At 69.4% G+C, this 19,037-nt stretch carries 19 protein-coding genes; 14 read left to right on the top strand and 5 right to left on the bottom strand.

Going from position 1 to position 19,037, the window contains the following annotated elements; all coding sequences use genetic code 11:
- Positions 1 to 69 precede the first annotated feature (69 nt).
- Complete coding sequence (locus tag RVF83_RS20295; protein ID WP_039880540.1) at positions 70 to 1,572, top strand: DHA2 family efflux MFS transporter permease subunit; 1,503 nt, start codon at positions 70 to 72, stop codon at positions 1,570 to 1,572.
- A gap of 13 nt (positions 1,573 to 1,585) precedes the next feature.
- On the opposite strand, the gene yaaA is transcribed toward RVF83_RS20295, so the two are convergent.
- Complete coding sequence (yaaA, locus tag RVF83_RS20290) at positions 1,586 to 2,368, bottom strand: peroxide stress protein YaaA (RefSeq protein ID WP_005199028.1); 783 nt, start codon at positions 2,366 to 2,368, stop codon at positions 1,586 to 1,588.
- Between yaaA and RVF83_RS20285 the strand changes: the two genes are divergently transcribed.
- Positions 2,367 to 4,097, top strand: a complete 1,731-nt coding sequence (locus RVF83_RS20285) for a proline--tRNA ligase (protein WP_005199029.1) — start codon at positions 2,367 to 2,369, stop codon at positions 4,095 to 4,097. The genes yaaA and RVF83_RS20285 overlap by 2 nt on opposite strands.
- Positions 4,098 to 4,118: 21 nt before the next feature.
- On the opposite strand, the gene RVF83_RS20280 is transcribed toward RVF83_RS20285, so the two are convergent.
- On the bottom strand, positions 4,119 to 4,583 hold the full coding sequence (locus RVF83_RS20280) for a ferritin-like domain-containing protein (RefSeq protein ID WP_005199030.1): 465 nt from the start codon (positions 4,581 to 4,583) through the stop codon (positions 4,119 to 4,121).
- A complete protein-coding gene (locus tag RVF83_RS20275; RefSeq protein ID WP_051989297.1) occupies positions 4,580 to 5,083 on the bottom strand; it encodes a hypothetical protein in 504 nt (167 codons plus the stop codon). The genes RVF83_RS20280 and RVF83_RS20275 overlap by 4 nt, the downstream gene beginning before the upstream one ends.
- 116 nt (positions 5,084 to 5,199) lie before the next feature.
- On the opposite strand from RVF83_RS20275, the gene rimP reads away from it, so the two are divergent.
- The 7 genes from rimP to RVF83_RS20240 all read left to right on the top strand — a co-directional run bounded on the left by rimP (position 5,200) and on the right by RVF83_RS20240 (position 13,081).
- Entirely contained in the window at positions 5,200 to 5,769 is a 570-nt protein-coding gene (gene rimP, locus RVF83_RS20270; RefSeq protein ID WP_005199032.1) for a ribosome maturation factor RimP, read from the top strand.
- Between the two features lie 73 nt (positions 5,770 to 5,842).
- On the top strand, positions 5,843 to 6,853 hold the full coding sequence (nusA, locus tag RVF83_RS20265; RefSeq protein WP_005199033.1) for a transcription termination factor NusA: 1,011 nt from the start codon (positions 5,843 to 5,845) through the stop codon (positions 6,851 to 6,853).
- Positions 6,854 to 6,905: 52 nt separating this feature from the next.
- On the top strand, positions 6,906 to 7,211 hold the full coding sequence (locus RVF83_RS20260) for a YlxR family protein (protein WP_307827302.1): 306 nt from the start codon (positions 6,906 to 6,908) through the stop codon (positions 7,209 to 7,211).
- Between the two features lie 131 nt (positions 7,212 to 7,342).
- Positions 7,343 to 10,210 carry a translation initiation factor IF-2 gene (infB, locus tag RVF83_RS20255; RefSeq protein ID WP_005199035.1) on the top strand — a complete coding sequence of 956 codons (2,868 nt, stop codon included), beginning with the start codon at positions 7,343 to 7,345 and terminating at the stop codon, positions 10,208 to 10,210.
- Positions 10,211 to 10,305: 95 nt separating this feature from the next.
- Positions 10,306 to 10,755, top strand: coding sequence for a 30S ribosome-binding factor RbfA (gene rbfA / locus RVF83_RS20250; RefSeq protein WP_005199036.1), 450 nt, complete (start codon positions 10,306 to 10,308; stop codon positions 10,753 to 10,755).
- The gene (locus RVF83_RS20245; RefSeq protein ID WP_005199037.1) at positions 10,752 to 11,708 is read left to right on the top strand and encodes a DHH family phosphoesterase; all 957 of its coding nucleotides are present in this window, start codon (positions 10,752 to 10,754) and stop codon (positions 11,706 to 11,708) included. Before rbfA ends, RVF83_RS20245 begins: the two co-directional genes overlap by 4 nt.
- On the top strand, positions 11,705 to 13,081 hold the full coding sequence (locus RVF83_RS20240; protein ID WP_083877542.1) for an MATE family efflux transporter: 1,377 nt from the start codon (positions 11,705 to 11,707) through the stop codon (positions 13,079 to 13,081). The genes RVF83_RS20245 and RVF83_RS20240 overlap by 4 nt, the downstream gene beginning before the upstream one ends.
- A gap of 6 nt (positions 13,082 to 13,087) precedes the next feature.
- On the opposite strand, the gene RVF83_RS20235 is transcribed toward RVF83_RS20240, so the two are convergent.
- Entirely contained in the window at positions 13,088 to 13,933 is an 846-nt protein-coding gene (locus RVF83_RS20235) for a hypothetical protein (RefSeq protein WP_005199039.1), read from the bottom strand.
- 69 nt (positions 13,934 to 14,002) lie between these two features.
- On the opposite strand from RVF83_RS20235, the gene RVF83_RS20230 reads away from it, so the two are divergent.
- Genes RVF83_RS20230 through truB form a run of 3 tightly spaced genes read left to right on the top strand, consistent with a single transcriptional unit; the run spans position 14,003 to position 16,567 of the window.
- Entirely contained in the window at positions 14,003 to 14,992 is a 990-nt protein-coding gene (locus RVF83_RS20230; protein ID WP_005199040.1) for a metallophosphoesterase family protein, read from the top strand.
- Positions 14,989 to 15,645: a 4'-phosphopantetheinyl transferase family protein gene (locus RVF83_RS20225; RefSeq protein ID WP_005199041.1), complete on the top strand. Its 657-nt coding sequence runs from the start codon at positions 14,989 to 14,991 to the stop codon at positions 15,643 to 15,645. The genes RVF83_RS20230 and RVF83_RS20225 overlap by 4 nt, the downstream gene beginning before the upstream one ends.
- Position 15,646: 1 nt before the next feature.
- Complete coding sequence (truB, locus tag RVF83_RS20220) at positions 15,647 to 16,567, top strand: tRNA pseudouridine(55) synthase TruB (RefSeq protein WP_005199042.1); 921 nt, start codon at positions 15,647 to 15,649, stop codon at positions 16,565 to 16,567.
- Here truB and RVF83_RS20215 read toward each other — a convergent pair.
- On the bottom strand, positions 16,564 to 17,253 hold the full coding sequence (locus RVF83_RS20215; protein WP_162904481.1) for a metal-dependent transcriptional regulator: 690 nt from the start codon (positions 17,251 to 17,253) through the stop codon (positions 16,564 to 16,566). The two genes, truB and RVF83_RS20215, sit on opposite strands and share 4 nt — an antisense overlap.
- Positions 17,254 to 17,369: 116 nt before the next feature.
- Between RVF83_RS20215 and RVF83_RS20210 the strand changes: the two genes are divergently transcribed.
- Both RVF83_RS20210 and RVF83_RS20205 read left to right on the top strand, forming a co-directional pair.
- Entirely contained in the window at positions 17,370 to 18,341 is a 972-nt protein-coding gene (locus tag RVF83_RS20210; protein ID WP_083877537.1) for a bifunctional riboflavin kinase/FAD synthetase, read from the top strand.
- On the top strand, positions 18,338 to 19,033 hold the full coding sequence (locus tag RVF83_RS20205) for a hypothetical protein (protein WP_005199045.1): 696 nt from the start codon (positions 18,338 to 18,340) through the stop codon (positions 19,031 to 19,033). The genes RVF83_RS20210 and RVF83_RS20205 overlap by 4 nt, the downstream gene beginning before the upstream one ends.
- The last annotated feature ends 4 nt before the right edge of the window (positions 19,034 to 19,037 follow it).

Genomic DNA, 19,037 nt, shown 5'->3' with positions numbered 1-19,037 from the left:
AACGATTCGCCGACACCGAACCAACAGGGATTGGCACATCGGCGCGCTCGGCCGGTACCGTCGTGCCTTATGTCGAATCCAGGATCCGTGCACGCTGGAACTGTGGACACCTCCCAGTTCCGTCCGGTCTTCGGACTGCCGATCCTGGTGTTGTCCGGAATGCAGCTGCTCATGGTGCTCGACGGCACCGTCGCGGCGCTGGCCCTCCCACGGATTCGCGACGCCCTCAGCCTCTCCGAGTCGAGTGCCAACTGGGTCATCTCCAGCTACGTCCTGGCGTTCGGCGGACTGATGCTGCTCGGCGGCCGACTCGGGGACACCTTCGGCCGCAAGCGGATGTTCATCGTCGGCGTCGTGGCCTTCACCCTGACCTCGCTCCTGTGCGGCCTCGCGTGGAACGAGGCGAGCCTGATCGTCGGCCGAGCCCTGCAGGGTGCATCGGCCGCGATCGCCGCCCCGACCGCGATGGCCCTGGTCGCGACCACGTTCGCGCCGGGCAAACCCCGCAGCCAGGCCTTCGCCATCTATGCGGCGATGACCGGCGTCGGTTCGGTCGCCGGCCTCATCCTGGGCGGCGTGCTGACCGAGGTGTCGTGGCGACTCGTGTTCCTCATCAACGTGCCCATCGGCCTGGTCGTCGTGATCGGCGCGATCATCGCGCTGCGCGAATCGCAGGGTGAGCGTCTGCCGCTCGACGTCCCCGGCGCGGTGCTCGGCACCCTCGGCTGCACCCTGCTGGTCCTCGGGGTCAACGAGGGACCCAACGGCTGGGGTTCGCCCGTCGTGATCGGCTCGTTCGTGCTCGGCGTTCTGGCACTCATCGCTTTCGTGATCGTCGAGCGCCGTGCTGCCAACCCGATCCTGCCGTTCTCGCTGTTCGACAACACCTCACGCGTCGCGGCGCTGGGGGCGATCCTGTTCGCCAGCATGATCATGATGTGCATGGCGGTCTTCATCTCGCTGTACCTGCAGGGGATTCTCAAGTACTCGCCGATCCAGAGCGGTCTCGCCGTCGTGCCCTTCGCCTTCGGGCTCGGCATCGCCGCGGCGATCGCGTCGAAGCTCTCGCTGATGATCCAGCCGCGCTGGCTGGTCCTGGTGGGCGGCGCTGTCATCCTCGCCGGCTGCTTCTACGCCTCGTCGATCGCCACCGACGCCCCTGACTACTTCCCGGGCATCTTCATCCCGGTCATCGTGATCGGCTTCGGCGTGGGCCTCGCCGTCATCCCGCTGACCCTGTCGGTGGTCGCCGGCGTCGGACCCCACGAGATCGGTCCGCTGACCGCCCTCGCGCAGGTCGCGCAGAACCTCGGCGGTGCGGTCGGCCTCGTCGTCGTCGGCGCGATGGTGACCTCGCGGGCGCTGTCCAAGGGCGGCACCACCGGACCCGTCGAGACCATGAACCCGACCCAGTTGGCCGCCCAGGCGGAGGGCTACGGCCTCGCCTTCGCGGCCTGCGCCGGCATCGCGGTCATCGCCGCGATCGTCGTGTTGTTCATGCGCTTCACCCCGGAACAGGTCGCCGAGGGGCAGGCCGCCCAGGAAGCGGCCGACGCCGGGGTGGACCCCTAGTCCGTCGGCGCCACTAGTCCGTCAGCACGACGATCTGGTCGGTTGCGGCGATCTCGACGCGCTGACCGGCGTCGGACAGGACCGCGGCGAGGCCGTCGATGTCGCGCACGGTACGTCGTGTGCGGACCAGCTCGCGCGCCATCAGACCCTTGTAGTGCTTGTTGAAGTGGCTGACGACCTTGCGTGACCCGTCGGGCTGCTCGGTCATCACCGTCGCGGTGACCGCACCCTTGACCGGGCCGAGCTGTTGGTAGACCCCGGAACGCAGATCCACGACGAAGTCGTCGACGGCGTCCAGCGCGGGCGACAGCTCCGGCTTCCAGATCGACGCCAGCGTCGGCATGCCGGGCAGTTTCGATCCACCCGACAACCGGTAGGCGGGAATCGCGTCGGCGGCACGCACCACACCGAACAACGCCGAGCCGATGGCCAGGCGCTCGGCGGCCTTGGTCTTGCCCGCCTTGGTCAGCGAGGCGTGGTCGAGAGCGTCGTAGAGGACGCCGGTGTAGCGCTCGATGGCCGGTCGGGTGGGGGAGAGCCACAGGTCGGCGTTGCGATCCACCTCGGAGAGCTGGGTGGCTCCCAGGCCGAGTGCCTTGCGACTCGCGTCGAGGTCGCCGGCGAGGTCGACGATGGCCTCACCGATCCGTTTGCGGACCGGGTTCAGCTCGGCGAACGACAGGGTGTCGAGATCGAGGGGAGCCCCGTGCCCACCGTCGGATTTGGTCTCGGAGGGAGGGAGGATGACGAGCACCGGAACACCATAACTAAGCTGGTTTGTCGTGATCACACGCATGTCGACCCTGTTCCTGCGGACCCTGCGCGACGACCCGGCCGATGCCGAGGTGCCCAGCCACAAGCTGCTGGTGAGAGCGGGCTACGTCCGCCGCGTCGCGCCCGGCGTCTACTCCTGGCTCCCGCTGGGTCTGCGAGTGCTCAAGGCCATCGAGAACGTGGTGCGCGAGGAGATGAACGCGATCGGCGGCCAGGAGATCCTGCTGCCGGCGCTGCTGCCGCGCGAACCCTACGAGGCCACCAACCGCTGGACCGAGTACGGCGACGCCCTGTTCCGCCTCAAGGACCGCAAGGGCGCCGACATGCTCCTCGGACCCACGCACGAAGAACTCTTCGCGACCTTGGTCAAGGGCGAGTACTCGTCCTACAAGGACATGCCGGTCATCCTGTACCAGATCCAGACCAAGTACCGCGACGAGGAACGGCCGCGCGCGGGCATCCTCCGCGGCCGCGAATTCGTGATGAAGGACGCCTACTCCTTCGACCTCGACGACGACGGCCTGAAGAAGGCCTACAACGCGCATCGCGAGGCGTACCAGAAGATCTTCGAACGCCTCCAGATCAAGTACGTCATCGTCTCCGCCACCTCCGGCGCGATGGGTGGCAGCGCCTCCGAGGAGTTCCTGGCCGAGTCCGAGGTCGGCGAGGACACCTTCGTGCGATGCCTGGAGTCGGGTTACGCGGCCAACGTCGAGGCGGTCGTGACGCATGCGCCCGACCCGAAGCCGGTCGACGGCCTGCCCGAGGCGGTCGTGCACGACACCCCGGGCACCGAGACCATCGCGAGCCTGGTCGAGTGGGCGAATGCGAACCTCGACGGCGAGTACACCGCCGCCGACACCCTCAAGAACGTGATGGTGAAACTCCTTGCGCCGGGCAAGGATCCCGAGTTCGTCGGCGTCGGTGTCCCCGGCGACCGCGAGGTGGACATGAAGCGTCTCGAGGCCTCCGTCTCGCCGGCCGAGGTCGAACTGCTCACCGACGCGGACTTCGCCGCCAACCCGTTCCTGGTCAAGGGGTACATCGGTCCGAAGGCATTGCAGGCCAACGGTGTCCGCTACCTCGTCGACCCCCGCGTGGTCGACGGGACCTCGTGGATCACCGGAGCCGACGAACCCGGCCGCCACACGTTCGGGCTGGTCGCCGGCCGGGACTTCACGCCCGACGGCGCGATCGAGGCCGCCGAGGTCCGCGACGGCGACCCGTCGCCGGACGGTGCGGGAAAGCTGGTGAGCGCCAAGGGCATCGAGATCGGCCACATCTTCCAGCTCGGCCAGAAGTACACCGACGCCTTCGAGGTCGACGTGCTCGGCGAGAACGGCAAGCCGGTCCGGTTGACCCAGGGTTCTTACGGTGTCGGTGTGTCGCGCCTGGTGGCGGTCATCGCCGAACAGTCGCATGACGACAAGGGTCTGCGCTGGCCGAAGACCGTGGCGCCGTTCGCCGTTCACCTCGTCATCGCCAACAAGGACGAGGCCGCGATCGCCGGTGCCGAGCAGCTTGCTGCTGACCTCGACGCCGCTGGACTCGAAGTGCTCCTCGACGACCGCAAGGCCTCGCCCGGCGTGAAGTTCAAGGACGCCGAACTCCTCGGCATGCCGACGGTCGTGGTCGTCGGACGCGGTTACGCCAACGGCACCATCGAGATTCGTGACCGGTTCACCGGTGAGGCCGCCGAGGTGGCCGTCGACGGAGCGGTGGATTCGATCGTCGCCGCGGCGCGCGGCTGATCGAGCGGATCCGAGTCCGGCTCAGCCGGAGACGGGAGATCCCGGAAACGCGACCGTGACCGGGGTTTCCTGCAACAGGGCACGCCACGTGGCGGCGCGGACTGCGGAGTCCGACAGGCCGTCGACGCCGATCCGGCGACCCGGCTCGTCGTCGGCCTGCTCGACCAACGCCCGGTATGCAGTGGTGCAGTCGACCTCGGCCGCGAGTGCCGCCCGAGCGGCGGTCTCGGGATCGGTGACCTCCACCGGAAGCGTGTAACCGGCTGCGGCCAGCGGTGGTGTGCCGCCGGCGGCGGTGATGGCACGGTCGATCTCGTCCCGGCGGGCGCGGTGCTCGGCGGCGTAATCGCCGACCATGCGACGACGCGCGGCCGCGACGAACGCGGTGATCACCCCGTAGGTGAAGATCGCCGCGTTCTCGGCGTCGGCGGCGACGGCGAGCGGATCGCCGGTGTCGGCCACCGGGGAGGGGACGGGGCTGGTCATGCCAGTTGCACCTCTCTCATCGAGGTCACGGCGGCCGCGACCGATCCGGCCAGTCCGGCCGGGTACCCGGACACCGAGATCGCCACATCGCGCGCCTCGCCGGCCGACTGCTCGAGGCCGGCGCGCACGCCCACCAGGGTCGGCGGTCCGGCCGGTGCGGGTGCCGACGAGGGGGCCGGTTCGTCGATGGTGGCCGCGACGTCCTGATCCAGCCGGATGATCTCCTCACGCAGCGCCCGTGCATGCTCGACGCGTTGGTCTGCGACGACGGCGAGTGCGGCGGCATACCGGGGTTCGGCGCCGGCGAGTGATCGTGCACTCTTCTCGTCGGCGAGGGCACTGCGCACGAGCGGTACCAACCGCTCGGCGGTGACGGCCTCCTCCGACGGTCCGGTGCTGCAGCCCGACACGCCGACGGCGCCCAGGCCGGCCACCGCGACCCCGGCCACGAGTCCTCCGCGCAGCACGGTGCGCCGATCCAATGTGGTCACGCGACACATGATGCCAGCCGCGAAACGAAGGTGGTCGGGGCATGCCTCGGGATCCACTAGGATGTGTCGGAGCAACTTCGTGCGAGACCTTGCACGGCCCGACAACTGAAGACGAGGGGAGTGGCATGCCGATCAGCCCGCCGCAGGTGAGTGAACTCGTCGAAAAGCTTGTCGTAGAGCAAGGTTTCGACCTCGAAGACGTCATCGTCAACCGACGCGACGGCCAGGACGAACTGACGATCGTCGTCGACCGCGACGGCGGCAGCGAACTCGACGTCCTCGCCGACCTGTCCAACCGGATCTCCGAGGTCCTCGACGCGGTTCCCGAACTCGCCGACGAGGACCCCTACGTCCTCGAGGTGACCTCGCCCGGCGTCGACCGTCCCCTGACCCTCCCGCGGCACTGGCGTCGAAACACCGGACGCCGCGTCACCGTCGACGTCGCCCCACACGACGGAGGCGAGGAGCGGTCCCTCACCGGTCGCATCGGCAAGCTCGACGAGACGAACGTCGAGATCGTGATGAACCACCGCGGACGGATCGCGGTCGAGACGATCCCGCTCGAGGCCGTGACGCGAGCGGTCGTGCAGGTCGACTTCTCGCAGCCGAGCATCGCCGAACTCGAACTCTGCGGCCTCGACGCCGATGAGATCGGGCGCCGGCGGACGCGGGACCGCACGCAACTGGACAACTGAAGACCGAAGAACCGAACAAGTGAACAGCAGTGACAAGTGAAGAGCGGCGACAAGTGAATAGGAGCCAGACCCCATGAACATCGACATCGGCGCGCTGCGCATGATCGAGGCCGACAAGGGCATCTCGATCGAGACGGTCATCACCGCCATCGAGACCGCCCTGCTGACCGCCTACCGCCACACCGACGGCTTCGCGCCGCATGCGCGTGTCGACATCAACCGCAAGTCCGGTGCCGTCCGCGTGATGGCACAGGAACTCGACCAGAACGGCGACGTCGTCCACGAGTGGGACGACACCCCGGAGGGCTTCGGCCGGATCGCGGCCACCACCGCGCGCCAGGTCATCCTGCAGCGCCTCCGCGACGCGGAGAACGAGAAGAACTTCGGCGACCTCGTGGCACACGAGGGCGAGATCGTCGGCGGCGTGGTGCAACAGGACTCCCGCGCCAACGCCCGCGGCATGGTCGTGGTGCAGATCGGCAGCGACGCCAACAGCACCGAGGGCGTCATCCCGCCCGCCGAGCAGGTGCCCGGCGAGGTCTACACCCACGGCGACCGCATCAAGTGCTACGTGGTCGGCGTCAGCCGCGGCCCCCGCGGACCGCAGATCACGCTGTCGCGTACCCACCCGAACCTGGTCCGCAAGCTGTTCTCGCTCGAGGTGCCGGAGATCGAGGACGGTTCGGTCGAGATCGTCGCGGTCGCCCGAGAGGCGGGTCACCGGTCCAAGATCGCCGTGCACACCGGTGTCGCCGGACTCAACGCCAAGGGTGCCTGCATCGGCCCGATGGGCCAGCGTGTGCGCAACGTCATGAGCGAACTGGCGGGCGAGAAGATCGACATCATCGACTTCGACTCCGATCCCGGTGTGTTCGTCGGGAATGCGCTGTCCCCGGCGAAGGTTGTATCGGTCACCGTGGTCGACGCGGCCGCGAAGGCGGCCCGGGTCGTGGTACCGGATTATCAGCTCTCCCTAGCCATCGGCAAGGAGGGGCAGAACGCCCGTTTGGCCGCCCGGCTGACCGGTTGGCGGATCGACATCCGCTCCGACGCAGCCCCCGCGGTCGAGGGGAGCGCCGAGTGACACGAGTGACAGCCGATTGTTCGCAACCCACCCGGTCGCGCTAGACTGATCGATGGTTCAGCGATCCGCCCCCCGCACGTCAACCAATCACAGGCCGGTACGGATGTGTATCGGTTGCCGGCAACGGGCAGAGGCCACCGAGTTGGTTCGTGTCGTCACGCAACAGCGTGGTGATATCCCAGTGCTCGTGGCCGATCCCGCGAAGACCATGCCGGGACGTGGCGCTTGGTTGCATGCGAGGGCGGAGTGCATCTCCGTCGCGACGCGACGCAGGGCCTTCGCCGCGGCACTCCGGACCCCCGGTCTGACCGCGGACCCGGACGATCTCGCCGAACAGCTCGGCGTGATCACCCACTAAAGATGGCTCCTCGGAGTCGGAACAGGTTGCAGAAGACATGAGCACACCGTGAAGTCCCCACGATGAGCATGTACCGGACATAAATCGAGGCCGTAGCGGGTTAGCCGCTTGGCCTCCAGCAAAGGAGAGCAGTGGCAGGCAAAGCCCGCGTGCACGAACTGGCCAAGGAGCTCGGTGTCACGAGCAAGCAGGTGCTCGAGCGTCTGAAGGAACAGGGCGAGTTCGTCAAATCGGCGTCGTCGACGGTAGAGGCCCCAGTGGCCCGTCGACTGCGTGAATCATTCCCCGGCAAGGACGGGGGAGCCAAGGACGGCGGATCGTCGTCGGCGCCCGGCCCTCGCCAGTCGGCCAAGCCCGGACCCAAGCCGTCCGGTGCGCCGAAGCCCGGTGTCGCCCCGGCAGCGCCGGCCGAGCGTCCCGCCCCGGGACCCCAGACCAGCGGACCCAAGCCGGGCGGCCCGAAGCCGGGCCCCGCCCCGGTCGAGACCCCCGCACCGGCGGCGGCCGAGCGCCCGAGCACGGCCCCGACCCCGACCCCCGGTGCCCCCAAGCCCGCGGCCCCGGCACCTCAGGCGCCGGCACCCGCCGCACCTCAGGCACCCGCCGCGTCGGCAGCACCCACGCCGCCGACCAAGGCCCCGGGTCCTCGCCCCGGTCCCAAGCCCGGCCCGCGTGCCCCGCGTGTCGGCAACAACCCGTACTCCTCGGCCCCGGCTCCCGCGCCGCGTCCGGCGGCCCGCCCCGGCGGCCCCGGCCAGGGCGGTCCCCGTCCCGGTGGCGGTCGTCCCGGTCCCGCCGGCCAGGGTGGACCCCGTCCCGGTGGCGGTCGTCCCGCTCCCGGCCAGGGCGGACCTCGTCCCAACCCGGGCAACATGCCCCCTCGTCCCAGCCCCGGCGCGATGCCCTCGCGTGCGGCTCGTCCTGACGCCCGTCCGGGTGGTCGCGGCGGTGCCGGTGGTGGCCGTGGCGGAGGCGGCGGCGGTTACCGCGGCGGACCCGGTGGCGGCGGCGCTCCCGGCGCACCTGCCGGTGGTGGCTTCCGCGGTCGTCCCGGTGGCGGCGGCGGTCGTGGCCGCGGCGGTGCAGCAGGTGCGTTCGGTCGTCCCGGTGGCGCGCCCCGCAAGGGTCGCAAGTCGAAGCGGGCGAAACGCGCCGAGTACGAGAGCATGCAAGCTCCGTCGGTCGGCGGCGTCCGTCTGCCCCGCGGCAACGGTGAGATCATCCGTCTCGCCCGTGGTGCCTCGCTGTCCGACTTCGCCGACAAGATCGACGCCAACCCGGCATCGCTGGTCCAGGCGCTGTTCAACCTCGGCGAGATGGTGACGGCGACCGAATCGGTCAACGACGAGACGCTCGAGCTGCTCGGCTCGGAGATGAACTACCGCGTCCAGGTCGTCAGCCCGGAGGACGAGGACCGCGAGCTGCTCGACAGCTTCGACCTCACCTACGGCGAGGACGAGGGCGGCGAGGAAGACCTCGAACAGCGTCCGCCGGTGGTCACCGTCATGGGCCACGTCGATCACGGTAAGACCCGATTGCTCGACACGATCCGTAAGGCCAACGTCCGCGAGGGCGAGGCCGGCGGCATCACGCAGCACATCGGTGCCTACCAGGTGAACACCCACCTCAACGGTGAGGATCGCCTGATCACCTTCATCGACACCCCGGGTCACGAGGCGTTCACCGCCATGCGTGCCCGCGGCGCCAAGGCGACCGACATCGCGATCCTCGTGGTCGCGGCCGACGACGGCGTCATGCCGCAGACGGTGGAGGCGGTCAACCATGCCCAGGCGGCCGACGTGCCGATCGTGGTCGCGGTGAACAAGATCGACAAGGAAGGCGCCGATCCGCAGAAGATCCGCGGACAGCTGACCGAGTACGGCCTGATCCCCGAGGAATACGGCGGCGACGCCATGTTCGTCGACATCTCGGCCAAGCAGGGCGAGAACATCGACGCGCTGCTCGAGGCCGTGCTGCTCACCGCGGACGCGTCGCTCGACCTGCGTGCCAACCCGGACATGGACGCCCAGGGTGTCGCCATCGAGGCGCACCTCGACCGCGGCCGCGGCCCGGTGGCGACCGTGCTGGTCCAGCGCGGCACGCTCCGCGTCGGCGACTCGATCGTCGCCGGTGACGCCTACGGTCGTGTCCGTCGCATGGTCGACGAGCACGGCGAGGACGTCCCCGAGGCGCTGCCGTCGCGTCCGGTCCAGGTCATCGGTTTCACCTCGGTCCCCGGTGCAGGCGACAACCTGCTCGTGGTCGAGGAGGACCGCATCGCCCGGCAGATCGCCGACCGCCGCAATGCGCGCAAGCGCAACGCGCTGGCCGCCCGCAGCCGCAAGCGGATCAGCCTGGAAGACCTGGATTCGGCTCTCAAGGAGACCAGCCAGCTCAACCTCATCCTCAAGGGTGACAACTCGGGTACGGTCGAGGCCCTCGAAGAGGCTCTGCTCGGCATCGAGATGGGCGACGAGGTGTCGCTGCGCATCATCGACCGCGGTGTCGGTGGCGTCACCGAGACCAACGTCAACCTGGCGGCGGCCTCGGATGCGATCATCATCGGCTTCAACGTCCGCGCGGAGGGCAAGGCCACCGAGCTGGCCAACCGCGAGGGCGTCGACATCCGGTACTACTCGGTGATCTATCAGGCCATCGACGAGATCGAGAGCGCGCTCAAGGGCATGCTCAAGCCGGTCTACGAAGAGGTGGAGCTCGGCCGCGCCGAGATCCGCGCCATCTTCAAGTCGTCGAAGGTCGGCAACATCGCCGGCTGTCTCGTCCAGTCGGGCATCATGCGCCGCAACGCCAAGGCGCGCCTGCTGCGTGACAACGTCGTGGTCGCCGAGAACCTCACCGTGTCGTCGCTCAAGCGTGAGAAGGACGACGCCACCGAGGTTCGCGAAGGCTACGAATGTGGTCTCACGCTGACCTACTCGGACATCAAGGTGGACGACGTGATCGAGACCTACGAGCTGCGGGAGAAGCCGCGCGACTGATGCGCGTCCGCTTCTGAGCTCTCTCGACCCACGTCCGTGCGCGTCGGCCCGACACCGGGCCGGCGCGCACGGCACCGCTCATGGAAGGACCCCCGATGGCTGATCCAGCACGGGCACAACGTCTGGCCAAGCGGATCTCGACGATCGTCGCCTCGGCGATCGCCACCGAGATCAAGGACCCGCGCCTGGCCTACGTGACGGTCACCGACACCCGCGTGACCAACGATCTGCACGACGCGACCGTCTACTACACGGTGATGGGCGAATCCATCGACGCCGAACCCGACTACGAGGCGGCGGCAGCAGGACTGGCCAAGGCGACCGGTGTGCTCCGGTCCAAGGTCGGCGCCGGTACCGGCGTCCGCTTCACCCCGACCCTGCGTTTCCTGCTCGACACAGTGCCCGACGCGGCCCGGCAGATGGAGGAGCTCGTCGCTCGCGCCCGCGCCAACGACGAACTCGTCGCGCGACGCGCAGCCGAGGCATCACCGGCCGGTGACGCCGATCCCTATCGCTCGGCAGACGACGCCGGCGACGACGAGTGAGCGCTTCGGCGAGTGCGGCGATCGCCGCCGAGCTGGCGGCCGCGTCGGCGGTGACCATCTGTTGTCACATCCGACCGGATGCGGACACCATCGGCAGCGGTCTCGCGCTGGGACTGGCCCTCGACCGTCGCGGCGTCGACGTCGAGGTGTCCTATCCCGGTGCCGAGCAGCTGCCGGCCTCCCTCGGCGGACTGCCCGGCAGCAAACTCCTGTGTTCCCCGAACCAGGTGGTCGGGCACCCGCTGGTGGTGTCGGTCGATGCCGCGAACCTCGAACGCCTCGACGAGTTGGGCGAGGTCTTCAGCAAGGCCGCCACGTCGATCACCATCGACCATCACGCGTCGAATCGCGGTTTCGGTGACCTCGACCTGATCGATCCCGCCGCCGACTGCACGTCGGTCCTGGTTCTCGACGTTCTCGACGAGCTCGGCGTCGAACTCGACGCCGACATCGCCACCTGCATCTACGCCGGGCTGACCACCGACACCGGTTCGTTCCGCTGGGCTCGACCCCAGTCCTTCCGGATCGCGGCGCGCCTGCTGGAGACCGGCGTGGACGCACGCCGGTGGAGCCGCATCCTCTTCGACTCCCACCCGTTCGAGTGGTTCGCCATGATGTCCGGCGTCCTCGCCTCGACGAAGCTGGTCCCGTCGGCGTGCAACGGCGAGGGACTCGTCTACGCGATCGTCGACCAGAAGGCCCTGGCCGGCATGAGCTGGGAGGAGTCCGAGAGCGTCGTCGACACCATCCGGACGGCCCGCGACGCGGAGGTGGCCGCGGTGTTCAAGGAGAACGCAACCGGGGTGTGGACGGTGTCGTTGCGGTCCAAGGAGATCGTCGACCTCGTCCCGATCGCCCGCGCCCACGGTGGCGGCGGGCATCGTCAGGCCTCCGGCTACAGCGACACCGGGACCGCCGACGAGGTGGTCGCGAGGTTGTTGGAGTCGCTCTGACCGAGACCCGCGGAGAGGCCGCGACAACTGACGAGGCAGGTGTCGCACGTATCGCGACGCTGACCGTCTCGGCGCTCGCGGTCCTGATCGCACCACCCCTCTACCTGCTTCTCGACCTCGCGGTCGTCGGCCGTCTCGGCGGCGATCAGCTCGCCGCGCTCGGTGTCGGCACGCTGGTCCTCTCGATCGTCAGCACCCAGCTCACCTTCCTGTCATATGGCACGACGGCCCGGTCGGCGCGCAGGTTCGGAGCGGGTGACCGGGTCGGCGCGGTGCGGGAGGGCGTGCAGGCCAGCTGGATCGCGGTCGCCGTCGGCGTGGTGATCGTCGCGGTCGCCTATCCGCTCGCGCCGATGGTCATGCGGCTGCTCGTCGGGGCGTCGTCGCCGGAGTCGGCCGCGGTGGCCGCCGACGCCGCGCACTGGATGCGCATCGCGATGTTCGGGGTGCCGCTGATCCTGCTGTCGATGGCCGGCAACGGCTGGATGCGCGGTGTGCAGGACACCCGCCGTCCCGTGGTCTATGTGGTCATCGGGTTGTCGCTCGCCGCAGTGCTGGTCGTCGGCCTCGTGCACGGGGTCGGACCGTTCCCGCGCCTCGGCCTCCCGGGCAGCGCCGTCGCCAACGTGATCGGCCAGGGCGTCACGGGCGTGCTGTTCGCGGTGCGGGTGATCCGCGAGGCGGCCTCCTCACCGGAGTCGAACGGGTTCAGACCCGACCGGAGAATCATCGGCGCCCAGCTGTCGATGGCACGCGATCTCATCGTGCGCAGCCTGTCTTTCCAGATCTGTTTCGTCTCGGCCGCCGCGGTGGCCGCCCGGTTCGGCGTCGCGCAGGTCGCGGCGCATCAGCTCGTGCTGCAGCTCTGGGAGTTCATGGCGCTGTTCCTCGACTCGGTCGCGATCGCCGCGCAGGCGCTCGTCGGCGCCGCACTAGGCGGTGGTCGGGTCAAGGTCGCCGACACCGTGGCCCGCCGCGTGACCGGGGTGTCGGTGGTTGCCGCGACCGCGATGGCCGCGGTCTTCGCCGCCGGTGCGACGCTCATCCCGCGCATCTTCACCTCCGACGACGCCGTGCTGGACGCGATCGGCGTGCCGTGGTGGTTCTTCGTCGGCATGATGCCGATCGCCGGTGTGGTCTTCGCTCTCGACGGCGTCCTGCTCGGCAGCGGCGACGCCGCCTTCCTCCGTACCGCGACCCTGACCGGCGCGCTCGTCGGGTTCCTGCCGCTGATCTGGCTGTCGCTGATCTTCGACTGGGGACTGGCCGGGGTGTGGTCGGGACTCGTGGTCTTCATGGTCGTCCGGCTCGCGACCGTCGTGTGGCGCATCCGCTCCGGCCGCTGGCGTCAGGCGGGTGCCGTACCCGCCTGACACTCGTCAGTCGTCGCGGGGCCGCCGGATCCGGGTGGTCCGGAAGGACGGGTCGTCGGGTCGCCGCGGCGGCTGGGCGAGCGGGGGAGGCGGCGGCCGGTACCGCTCGGTCTCCCGCAGATCCGGGTGACCGGCCTGCGTCCGGTAGAGCTGAGTGGTCCGGAAGCTCTCCACGTTCGGGCCGGCCGCCGGGCTGCTGGTCGCGCGCGATCGGCGGGTCGCGAGGCCGATCGCGTCGCACGCCCACAGGACGAGGACGGCCGCGACGCCGAACATGGTCTCGAATGCGATGACGCCGATCCAGTAGTGCAGGGGCAGGGCGACCTCGGTGGCCGTGAGGTCGACGCCGAAGTCGGGCTGGTGATAGTAGGTCGCCCACGTCCCCAGCGCGACCAGTCCGGCGAACGGGAGCAGGCCCACCCAGGTCATGGCCGTCTGTCGTCGGGCGATCGACCACACGACGACCTGGCCGGTGAGCAGCGTCGCGGTGGCGGCCATCGAGGCGAACCGGAACACCTCCGACGACCAATCCTGGGTGACCGAGAGATCGAGGTAGAAGGGGAGCAGCGCGAGCCGCTCCAACCCGACGAACAGCAGGCCGAGAAGCACCGCCACGGTCACCCGCCACCCGGACCGTGCCCACGCCGCGGTGATCACCACGAAGACGACAAGGACGCCCCCGCTCAGGCCGTACTGCGTCCACCGCTCGGTGGTGTCGCCGACGGCGAAGGCCGTCACCTGCGCGACGAGGTAGGCGAGCAGGATCAGGAAGCTCACGACGACCTGGACCCACCAGGGTCCGCGATTGCCCGGCAGACGTGATCCGCTCGGGGCGACGGGTGCGCCGTACACCGCTCGATCGTCCCACGCCGACCCGCCCCGGGCACGGTGGATTCACGACCTCTGGCACGATGGATCCTCGTGGCAACTTTGTGGGCGATCAGCGATCTGCACGTCGCCCATCGGGGCAACGAGCACATCATCGACGAGATCCGGCCGACGTCGCCGGGCGACTGGCTGATCGTGGCCGGTGACGTCGCCGAACGCACCGACGACATCGTCGACACCCTGCGCCGGCTGCGGACCCGCTTCCACACCGTCATCTGGGTCCCGGGCAATCACGAGCTGTACACCACGGCCAAGGACCCGCTGCAGGTGTTCGGGGTGGCCCGCTATGACTATCTCGTGCAGGCGTGCCGCGACATCGGTGTGGTGACCCCGGAGGACATCTACCCGCTGTTCGATCCGGGTGACGGCGGCGATCCGGTCCGCGTGGTCCCGATGTTCCTGCTGTACGACTACACGTTCCGGCCGGAGGGCACGGCCAACAAGCTGACCGCGCTGGCATTGGCGCGGGAACGCAACGTGGTGGCGACCGACGAGTTCCTGCTCTCGCCCGAGCCGTTCCCGACCCGGGATGCCTGGGGCCGGGCGCGCATCGAGATCACCCGCCGTCGGCTTCAGGCCCTCGACCCGTCGGAGAAGACGGTCCTCATCAACCACTGGCCGCTGCGTCGCGAGCCCTGCGATGCCCTCATCTACCCGGAGTTCGCACTGTGGTGCGGCAGCGAGCTGACCGCCGACTGGCACACCGAGTTCAACGCCGCGTGCTGTGTCTACGGGCACCTGCACATCCCACGCACCACCTGGTACGACGGCATCCGGTTCGAGGAGGTGTCGGTCGGTTACCCGCGCGAGTGGAAGCGGCGCGGCCTGCCGAACCCGTTGATGCGCAACATCGTGCCCGGTGACGGCCTCGGCGAGACAGATCTCCCCGAGCACGGGGTGCGGTTCAACCTGCCGCCCGACTACGCCGAGCGCGCCGCGGAATTCCGGGCACGGGTGGAACAGAGGCAGGCGGAGCGCCGGACGCGGCAGGCGGAACGGCAAGCACGAAAGGACGAGCAGTGATCGAACAACTCCTCCCATCCGGGGTCGCCTCGGCGGAGGCGTTCGACGATCCGCCCGGACTGATCGCGATGCCCGCCGAGCAGGCACTCATCGGCAAGGCCGTGGAGAAGCGTCGCCGCGAGTTCACCACCGTCCGCCACTGTGCCCGGCAGGCACTGGGGCAGCTGGGCTACGACCCGGTGCCGATCCTCAAGGGCGACAAGGGCGCCCCCATCTGGCCCGCGGGCATCGTGGGCAGCCTCACCCACTGCGACGGCTACCGCGCCGCGATCGTCGCGCACGCGATGGGGGTGCGGTCGCTCGGCATGGACGCCGAACCGCACGACGCACTGCCCGACGGTGTGCTCGAGCACACCAGCCTGCCCGCCGAGCGCGAGGTCCTCGCGACCCGCCCGGCCGGACTGCACTGGGACCGGTTGCTGTTCTGCGCCAAAGAGGCCACCTACAAGGCGTGGTTCCCGATCACCAAGCGATGGTTGGGTTTCGAGGACGCCCTCATCACCTTCGAGCAGACCGCGGAGACGTCCGGGACGTTCATCTCGCGCATCCTGATCGATCCGGCCGCCTCCGACGGCGGTGCGCCGGTGCTCGAGTTCCACGGCCGCTGGCTCGTCGAACGGGGCATCATCACCACGACGATCGCGATGGTCTGACATGGCCGACGCAACCATCGAGAAGGCCGGCCTGCTCATCGTCGACAAGCAGGCCGGGATCACCAGCCACGACGTGGTGTCGCGGTGCCGCAAGATCTTCGACACCCGCCGGGTCGGCCACGCCGGCACCCTGGACCCGATGGCCACCGGCGTTCTCGTCGTCGGGATCGAGAGGGCGACAAAGCTTCTCGGCCTGCTGTCACTGACCACCAAGTCCTACACGGCGACCATCCGCCTGGGCGCCTCGACCACCACCGACGACCGCGAGGGGGAGATCCTCGCCACCGCGGACGCCTCCGGTGTCACCGACGACGAGATCGCCTCGGGCGTCGCCGATCTCACCGGCGACATCCAGCAGGTCCCGGCGAGGGTGTCGGCGATCAAGGTCGACGGCCGGCGGGCACACGCCCTGGTCCGCACCGGCGCCGACTTCGACCTCGAGGCCCGCCCGGTCACCGTGTCGCGCTTCGACGTGCTCGCCACCCGTCGCGGCGGTGACACCGACAACGGCACCCCCGGCGTCGTGGATCTCGATGTCGCCGTGGACTGTTCGTCGGGCACCTACATTCGTTCCCTGGCCCGTGACCTCGGTGCCGCACTCGGGGTCGGGGGACACCTCACCGCGCTTCGCCGCACCGCGGTCGGGCCGTTCACCCTCGAGTACGCGCGCACGCTCGACGAGGTCCGTGAGGACGGCCGCGTCAGCCTCGACATCGACGAGGCCGTGAAGCTGTCCTTCCCGCGTCGTGACATCAGCGACGACGAGGCCGAATCCATCAGCCAGGGACGGTGGCTCGAGCCGATCGGTTTGAAGGGCGTCTACGTGGTCGTCGACCCGCACGAGCAGGCCATCGCGCTGATCCAGGAGAAGGGCAAGCGGGCGAGTTCGGTGATGGTGGTACGACCCGCGACCCTGCGTTAGCGCGGGACGACGAAGATCGCGCGGGCGGCGATGTCGCCCAGATCGATCGGCGCCGCGTCGTCGAGGGAGACCGAGATGGTGCCGGCGAACGGTCGCTTCTCGGCGACGGTCACGACGCAGTCGAGGGCCACGCCCACTTCGTCGAAATAGCGCAGCATCTCCGGGTCGGTGTCGGAGATGCGTGCGATGCACCCCGACGCGCCGACCTCGAGGTCGGCGAGCAGTGCCGCGGCGGGTGTGGGGATCGAACCGTCGAGTGCGGGGATCGGGTCGCCGTGCGGATCCCGGTCGGGGAAGCCGAGTTTGGCGTCGAGCCGGGCCATCAGGCGGTCGGAGACGGCGTGTTCGAGGATCTCGGCCTCGTCGTGCACCTCGTCCCAGCGGTAGCCGAGTTCACGGACGAGGAAGGTCTCGATGAGACGGTGGCGCCGCACCATGAGGACCGCGGCCTCACGGCCGTGATCGGTGAGAGTCACCGCCCCGTAGGGCTCGTGGGAGACCAGACCCTGGTCGGCGAGCTTGCGGATGGCCTCCGACGCGGTGGACGGGGAAACTCCGAGGGACTGGGCCAGCAGCTTGGTGGTGACCTTGACGTCCTCCCACTCCTGGCTGGTCCAGATGACCTTCAGATAGTCCTGGGTGACCTGTGACAGCTCGGTCACCGGACGGTCTGATCGCCATGGCATGGATCGAGCTTAGCGCCCCCCGGTCGCCTCGCCGACACCTCGTCGTCGGCCCCGTGTTCGCTTCCAGGCGTGTGGCGGTGGTGGTTTGGAACAGGTGCTCCCCGTAGGCTGGTCGCGTGTTGCGATGGCGAGGTCTTGATGACATCCCCGCGGACTGGGGACGGTGCGTGGTCACCATCGGTGTCTTCGACGGTGTGCACCGTGGGCATGCCGAACTGATCCATGCCGCGACGAAGGCGGCGAAGGAGCACGGGGTGCCCTCCGTGCTGATGACCTTCGACCCGCATCCGTCGGAGGTCGTGCGGCCGGGATCCCATCCGCCGCAACTGACCACGCTGACGCGACGGGCGGAACTGGCCGAGGAACTCGGGATCGACGTCTTCTGCGTGATGCCGTTCACCCCGGAGCTCGCGGCCCGCTCGCCCAAAGACTTCGCCCACGACATCCTCGTGGAGACACTGCATGCCGCCGAGGTGGTGGTGGGGGACAACTTCACCTTCGGGCGCAAGGCCGCCGGCGACGTCGCGAAGTTGACCGAGTTGGGCGCGAAGTTCGGCTTCGAGGTGCAGGCCATCTCACTGTTCGGCGAACACGCGGTGACCTACTCGTCGACCTACATCCGTTCCTGCGTCGCCGCCGGCGACATGGATCGTGCCGCCGAGGCTCTCGGCCGCCCGCATCGGGTGGAGGGTGTGGTCGTCCGCGGTGACGGCCGCGGACGCGATCTCGGTTATCCGACCGCCAACGTCGCGCCCCCGATGTACGCCGCGATCCCGGCCGACGGCGTGTACGCCGCCTGGTTCACGATCCTCGGTGTCGGTCCTGCCGTCGGTGAGGTCCTGCCGGGGGAGCGCTACCAGGCAGCGGTGTCGGTGGGCACCAACCCGACCTTCTCCGGCCGCACCCGGACCGTCGAGGCCTTCGTCCTGGACAAGAACGCCGACCTCTACGGCCAGCACGTCGCCGTCGACTTCGTCCACCGCATCCGCGGCATGGTCCAGTTCGACGGGATCGACGCCCTCATCGAGGAGATGGGGAACGACGTCGCCAAGACCAGGGAGATCCTGGCGGCGGCCGAGACATCGTGAGCACTCCCGGCAGGAGCCCCGCGCATACCTCCGCGATCGCCGCGGCCCTCGCGTCGGTCGTGCTCGGCCTGGTGGTCGTGGCCGCGACGTTCATGCAGTGGGTGGACCTCGCCTCGGTGGGACTCGCGCCGCTCAACCCGAACGGTTTCGGCGTCCACGACGGGCGCTACGCGGAGACGCTCGGAACCCAACTGACGCTCGGGTGGTTCACCGTCACCCTCGGTCTACTGATCATCGTCGGTGGTCTCGCCGCCCTCTACGGCCTTGTGCGGCGGGTGGGTGCAGCTCACTCGGGTTTCGCCACGGTCGCCGGGGCCGGGGTCGGCGTGGTCGTCATGGCCGGTGCGGTCCCGGTCCGGCCCCTCGGGCTGACGCTGCCGCTGGGCGAGATCGGTGCGACGTCGGCGGCCGCCGACGTGGGGGAGCCGACCGCCGGGCTGTTCCTGATGCTTGCCGCGGCGCTGACCTCGGTCGTTCTCGGACTGCTCGGCGTCTCACTGACCGGTCGCGGCGCCGAACGGCAACCGGCCCGGCGTCTGCTCGCCATCGCGATCGTCGTCGGCGCGGTCGTCGGTGTCGTCGCCGTCGCCCTGGTGTGGTGGTGGCTCGGCCGTGATGCGGCCACGAGCATCCACGGACTCGGGCCGGTCACGCTCGGATTTGGGTCGGGCACACGCGGGCAGGTAGCCTGATCAG

The sequence above is a fragment of the Gordonia rubripertincta genome (genome assembly GCF_038024875.1).
Taxonomy (GTDB): Bacteria; Actinomycetota; Actinomycetes; order Mycobacteriales; family Mycobacteriaceae; genus Gordonia; species Gordonia rubripertincta.
This window is presented reverse-complemented; position numbering and strand designations above follow the sequence as displayed.

What these genes read in the sequence shown, in the direction of transcription:
- RVF83_RS20295 (WP_039880540.1), top strand. Translation starts at nt 70, where the DNA reads ATGTCGAATCCAGGATCCGTGCACGCTGGAACTGTGGACACCTCCCAG.
- RVF83_RS20285 (WP_005199029.1), top strand. Translation starts at nt 2,367, where the DNA reads ATGTCGACCCTGTTCCTGCGGACCCTGCGCGACGACCCGGCCGATGCC.
- yaaA (WP_005199028.1), bottom strand. Translation starts at nt 2,368, where the DNA reads ATGCGTGTGATCACGACAAACCAGCTTAGTTATGGTGTTCCGGTGCTC.
- RVF83_RS20280 (WP_005199030.1), bottom strand. Translation starts at nt 4,583, where the DNA reads ATGACCAGCCCCGTCCCCTCCCCGGTGGCCGACACCGGCGATCCGCTC.
- RVF83_RS20275 (WP_051989297.1), bottom strand. Translation starts at nt 5,083, where the DNA reads ATGTGTCGCGTGACCACATTGGATCGGCGCACCGTGCTGCGCGGAGGA.
- rimP (WP_005199032.1), top strand. Translation starts at nt 5,200, where the DNA reads ATGCCGATCAGCCCGCCGCAGGTGAGTGAACTCGTCGAAAAGCTTGTC.
- nusA (WP_005199033.1), top strand. Translation starts at nt 5,843, where the DNA reads ATGAACATCGACATCGGCGCGCTGCGCATGATCGAGGCCGACAAGGGC.
- RVF83_RS20260 (WP_307827302.1), top strand. Translation starts at nt 6,906, where the DNA reads ATGGTTCAGCGATCCGCCCCCCGCACGTCAACCAATCACAGGCCGGTA.
- rbfA (WP_005199036.1), top strand. Translation starts at nt 10,306, where the DNA reads ATGGCTGATCCAGCACGGGCACAACGTCTGGCCAAGCGGATCTCGACG.
- truB (WP_005199042.1), top strand. Translation starts at nt 15,647, where the DNA reads ATGGCCGACGCAACCATCGAGAAGGCCGGCCTGCTCATCGTCGACAAG.
- RVF83_RS20215 (WP_162904481.1), bottom strand. Translation starts at nt 17,253, where the DNA reads ATGCCATGGCGATCAGACCGTCCGGTGACCGAGCTGTCACAGGTCACC.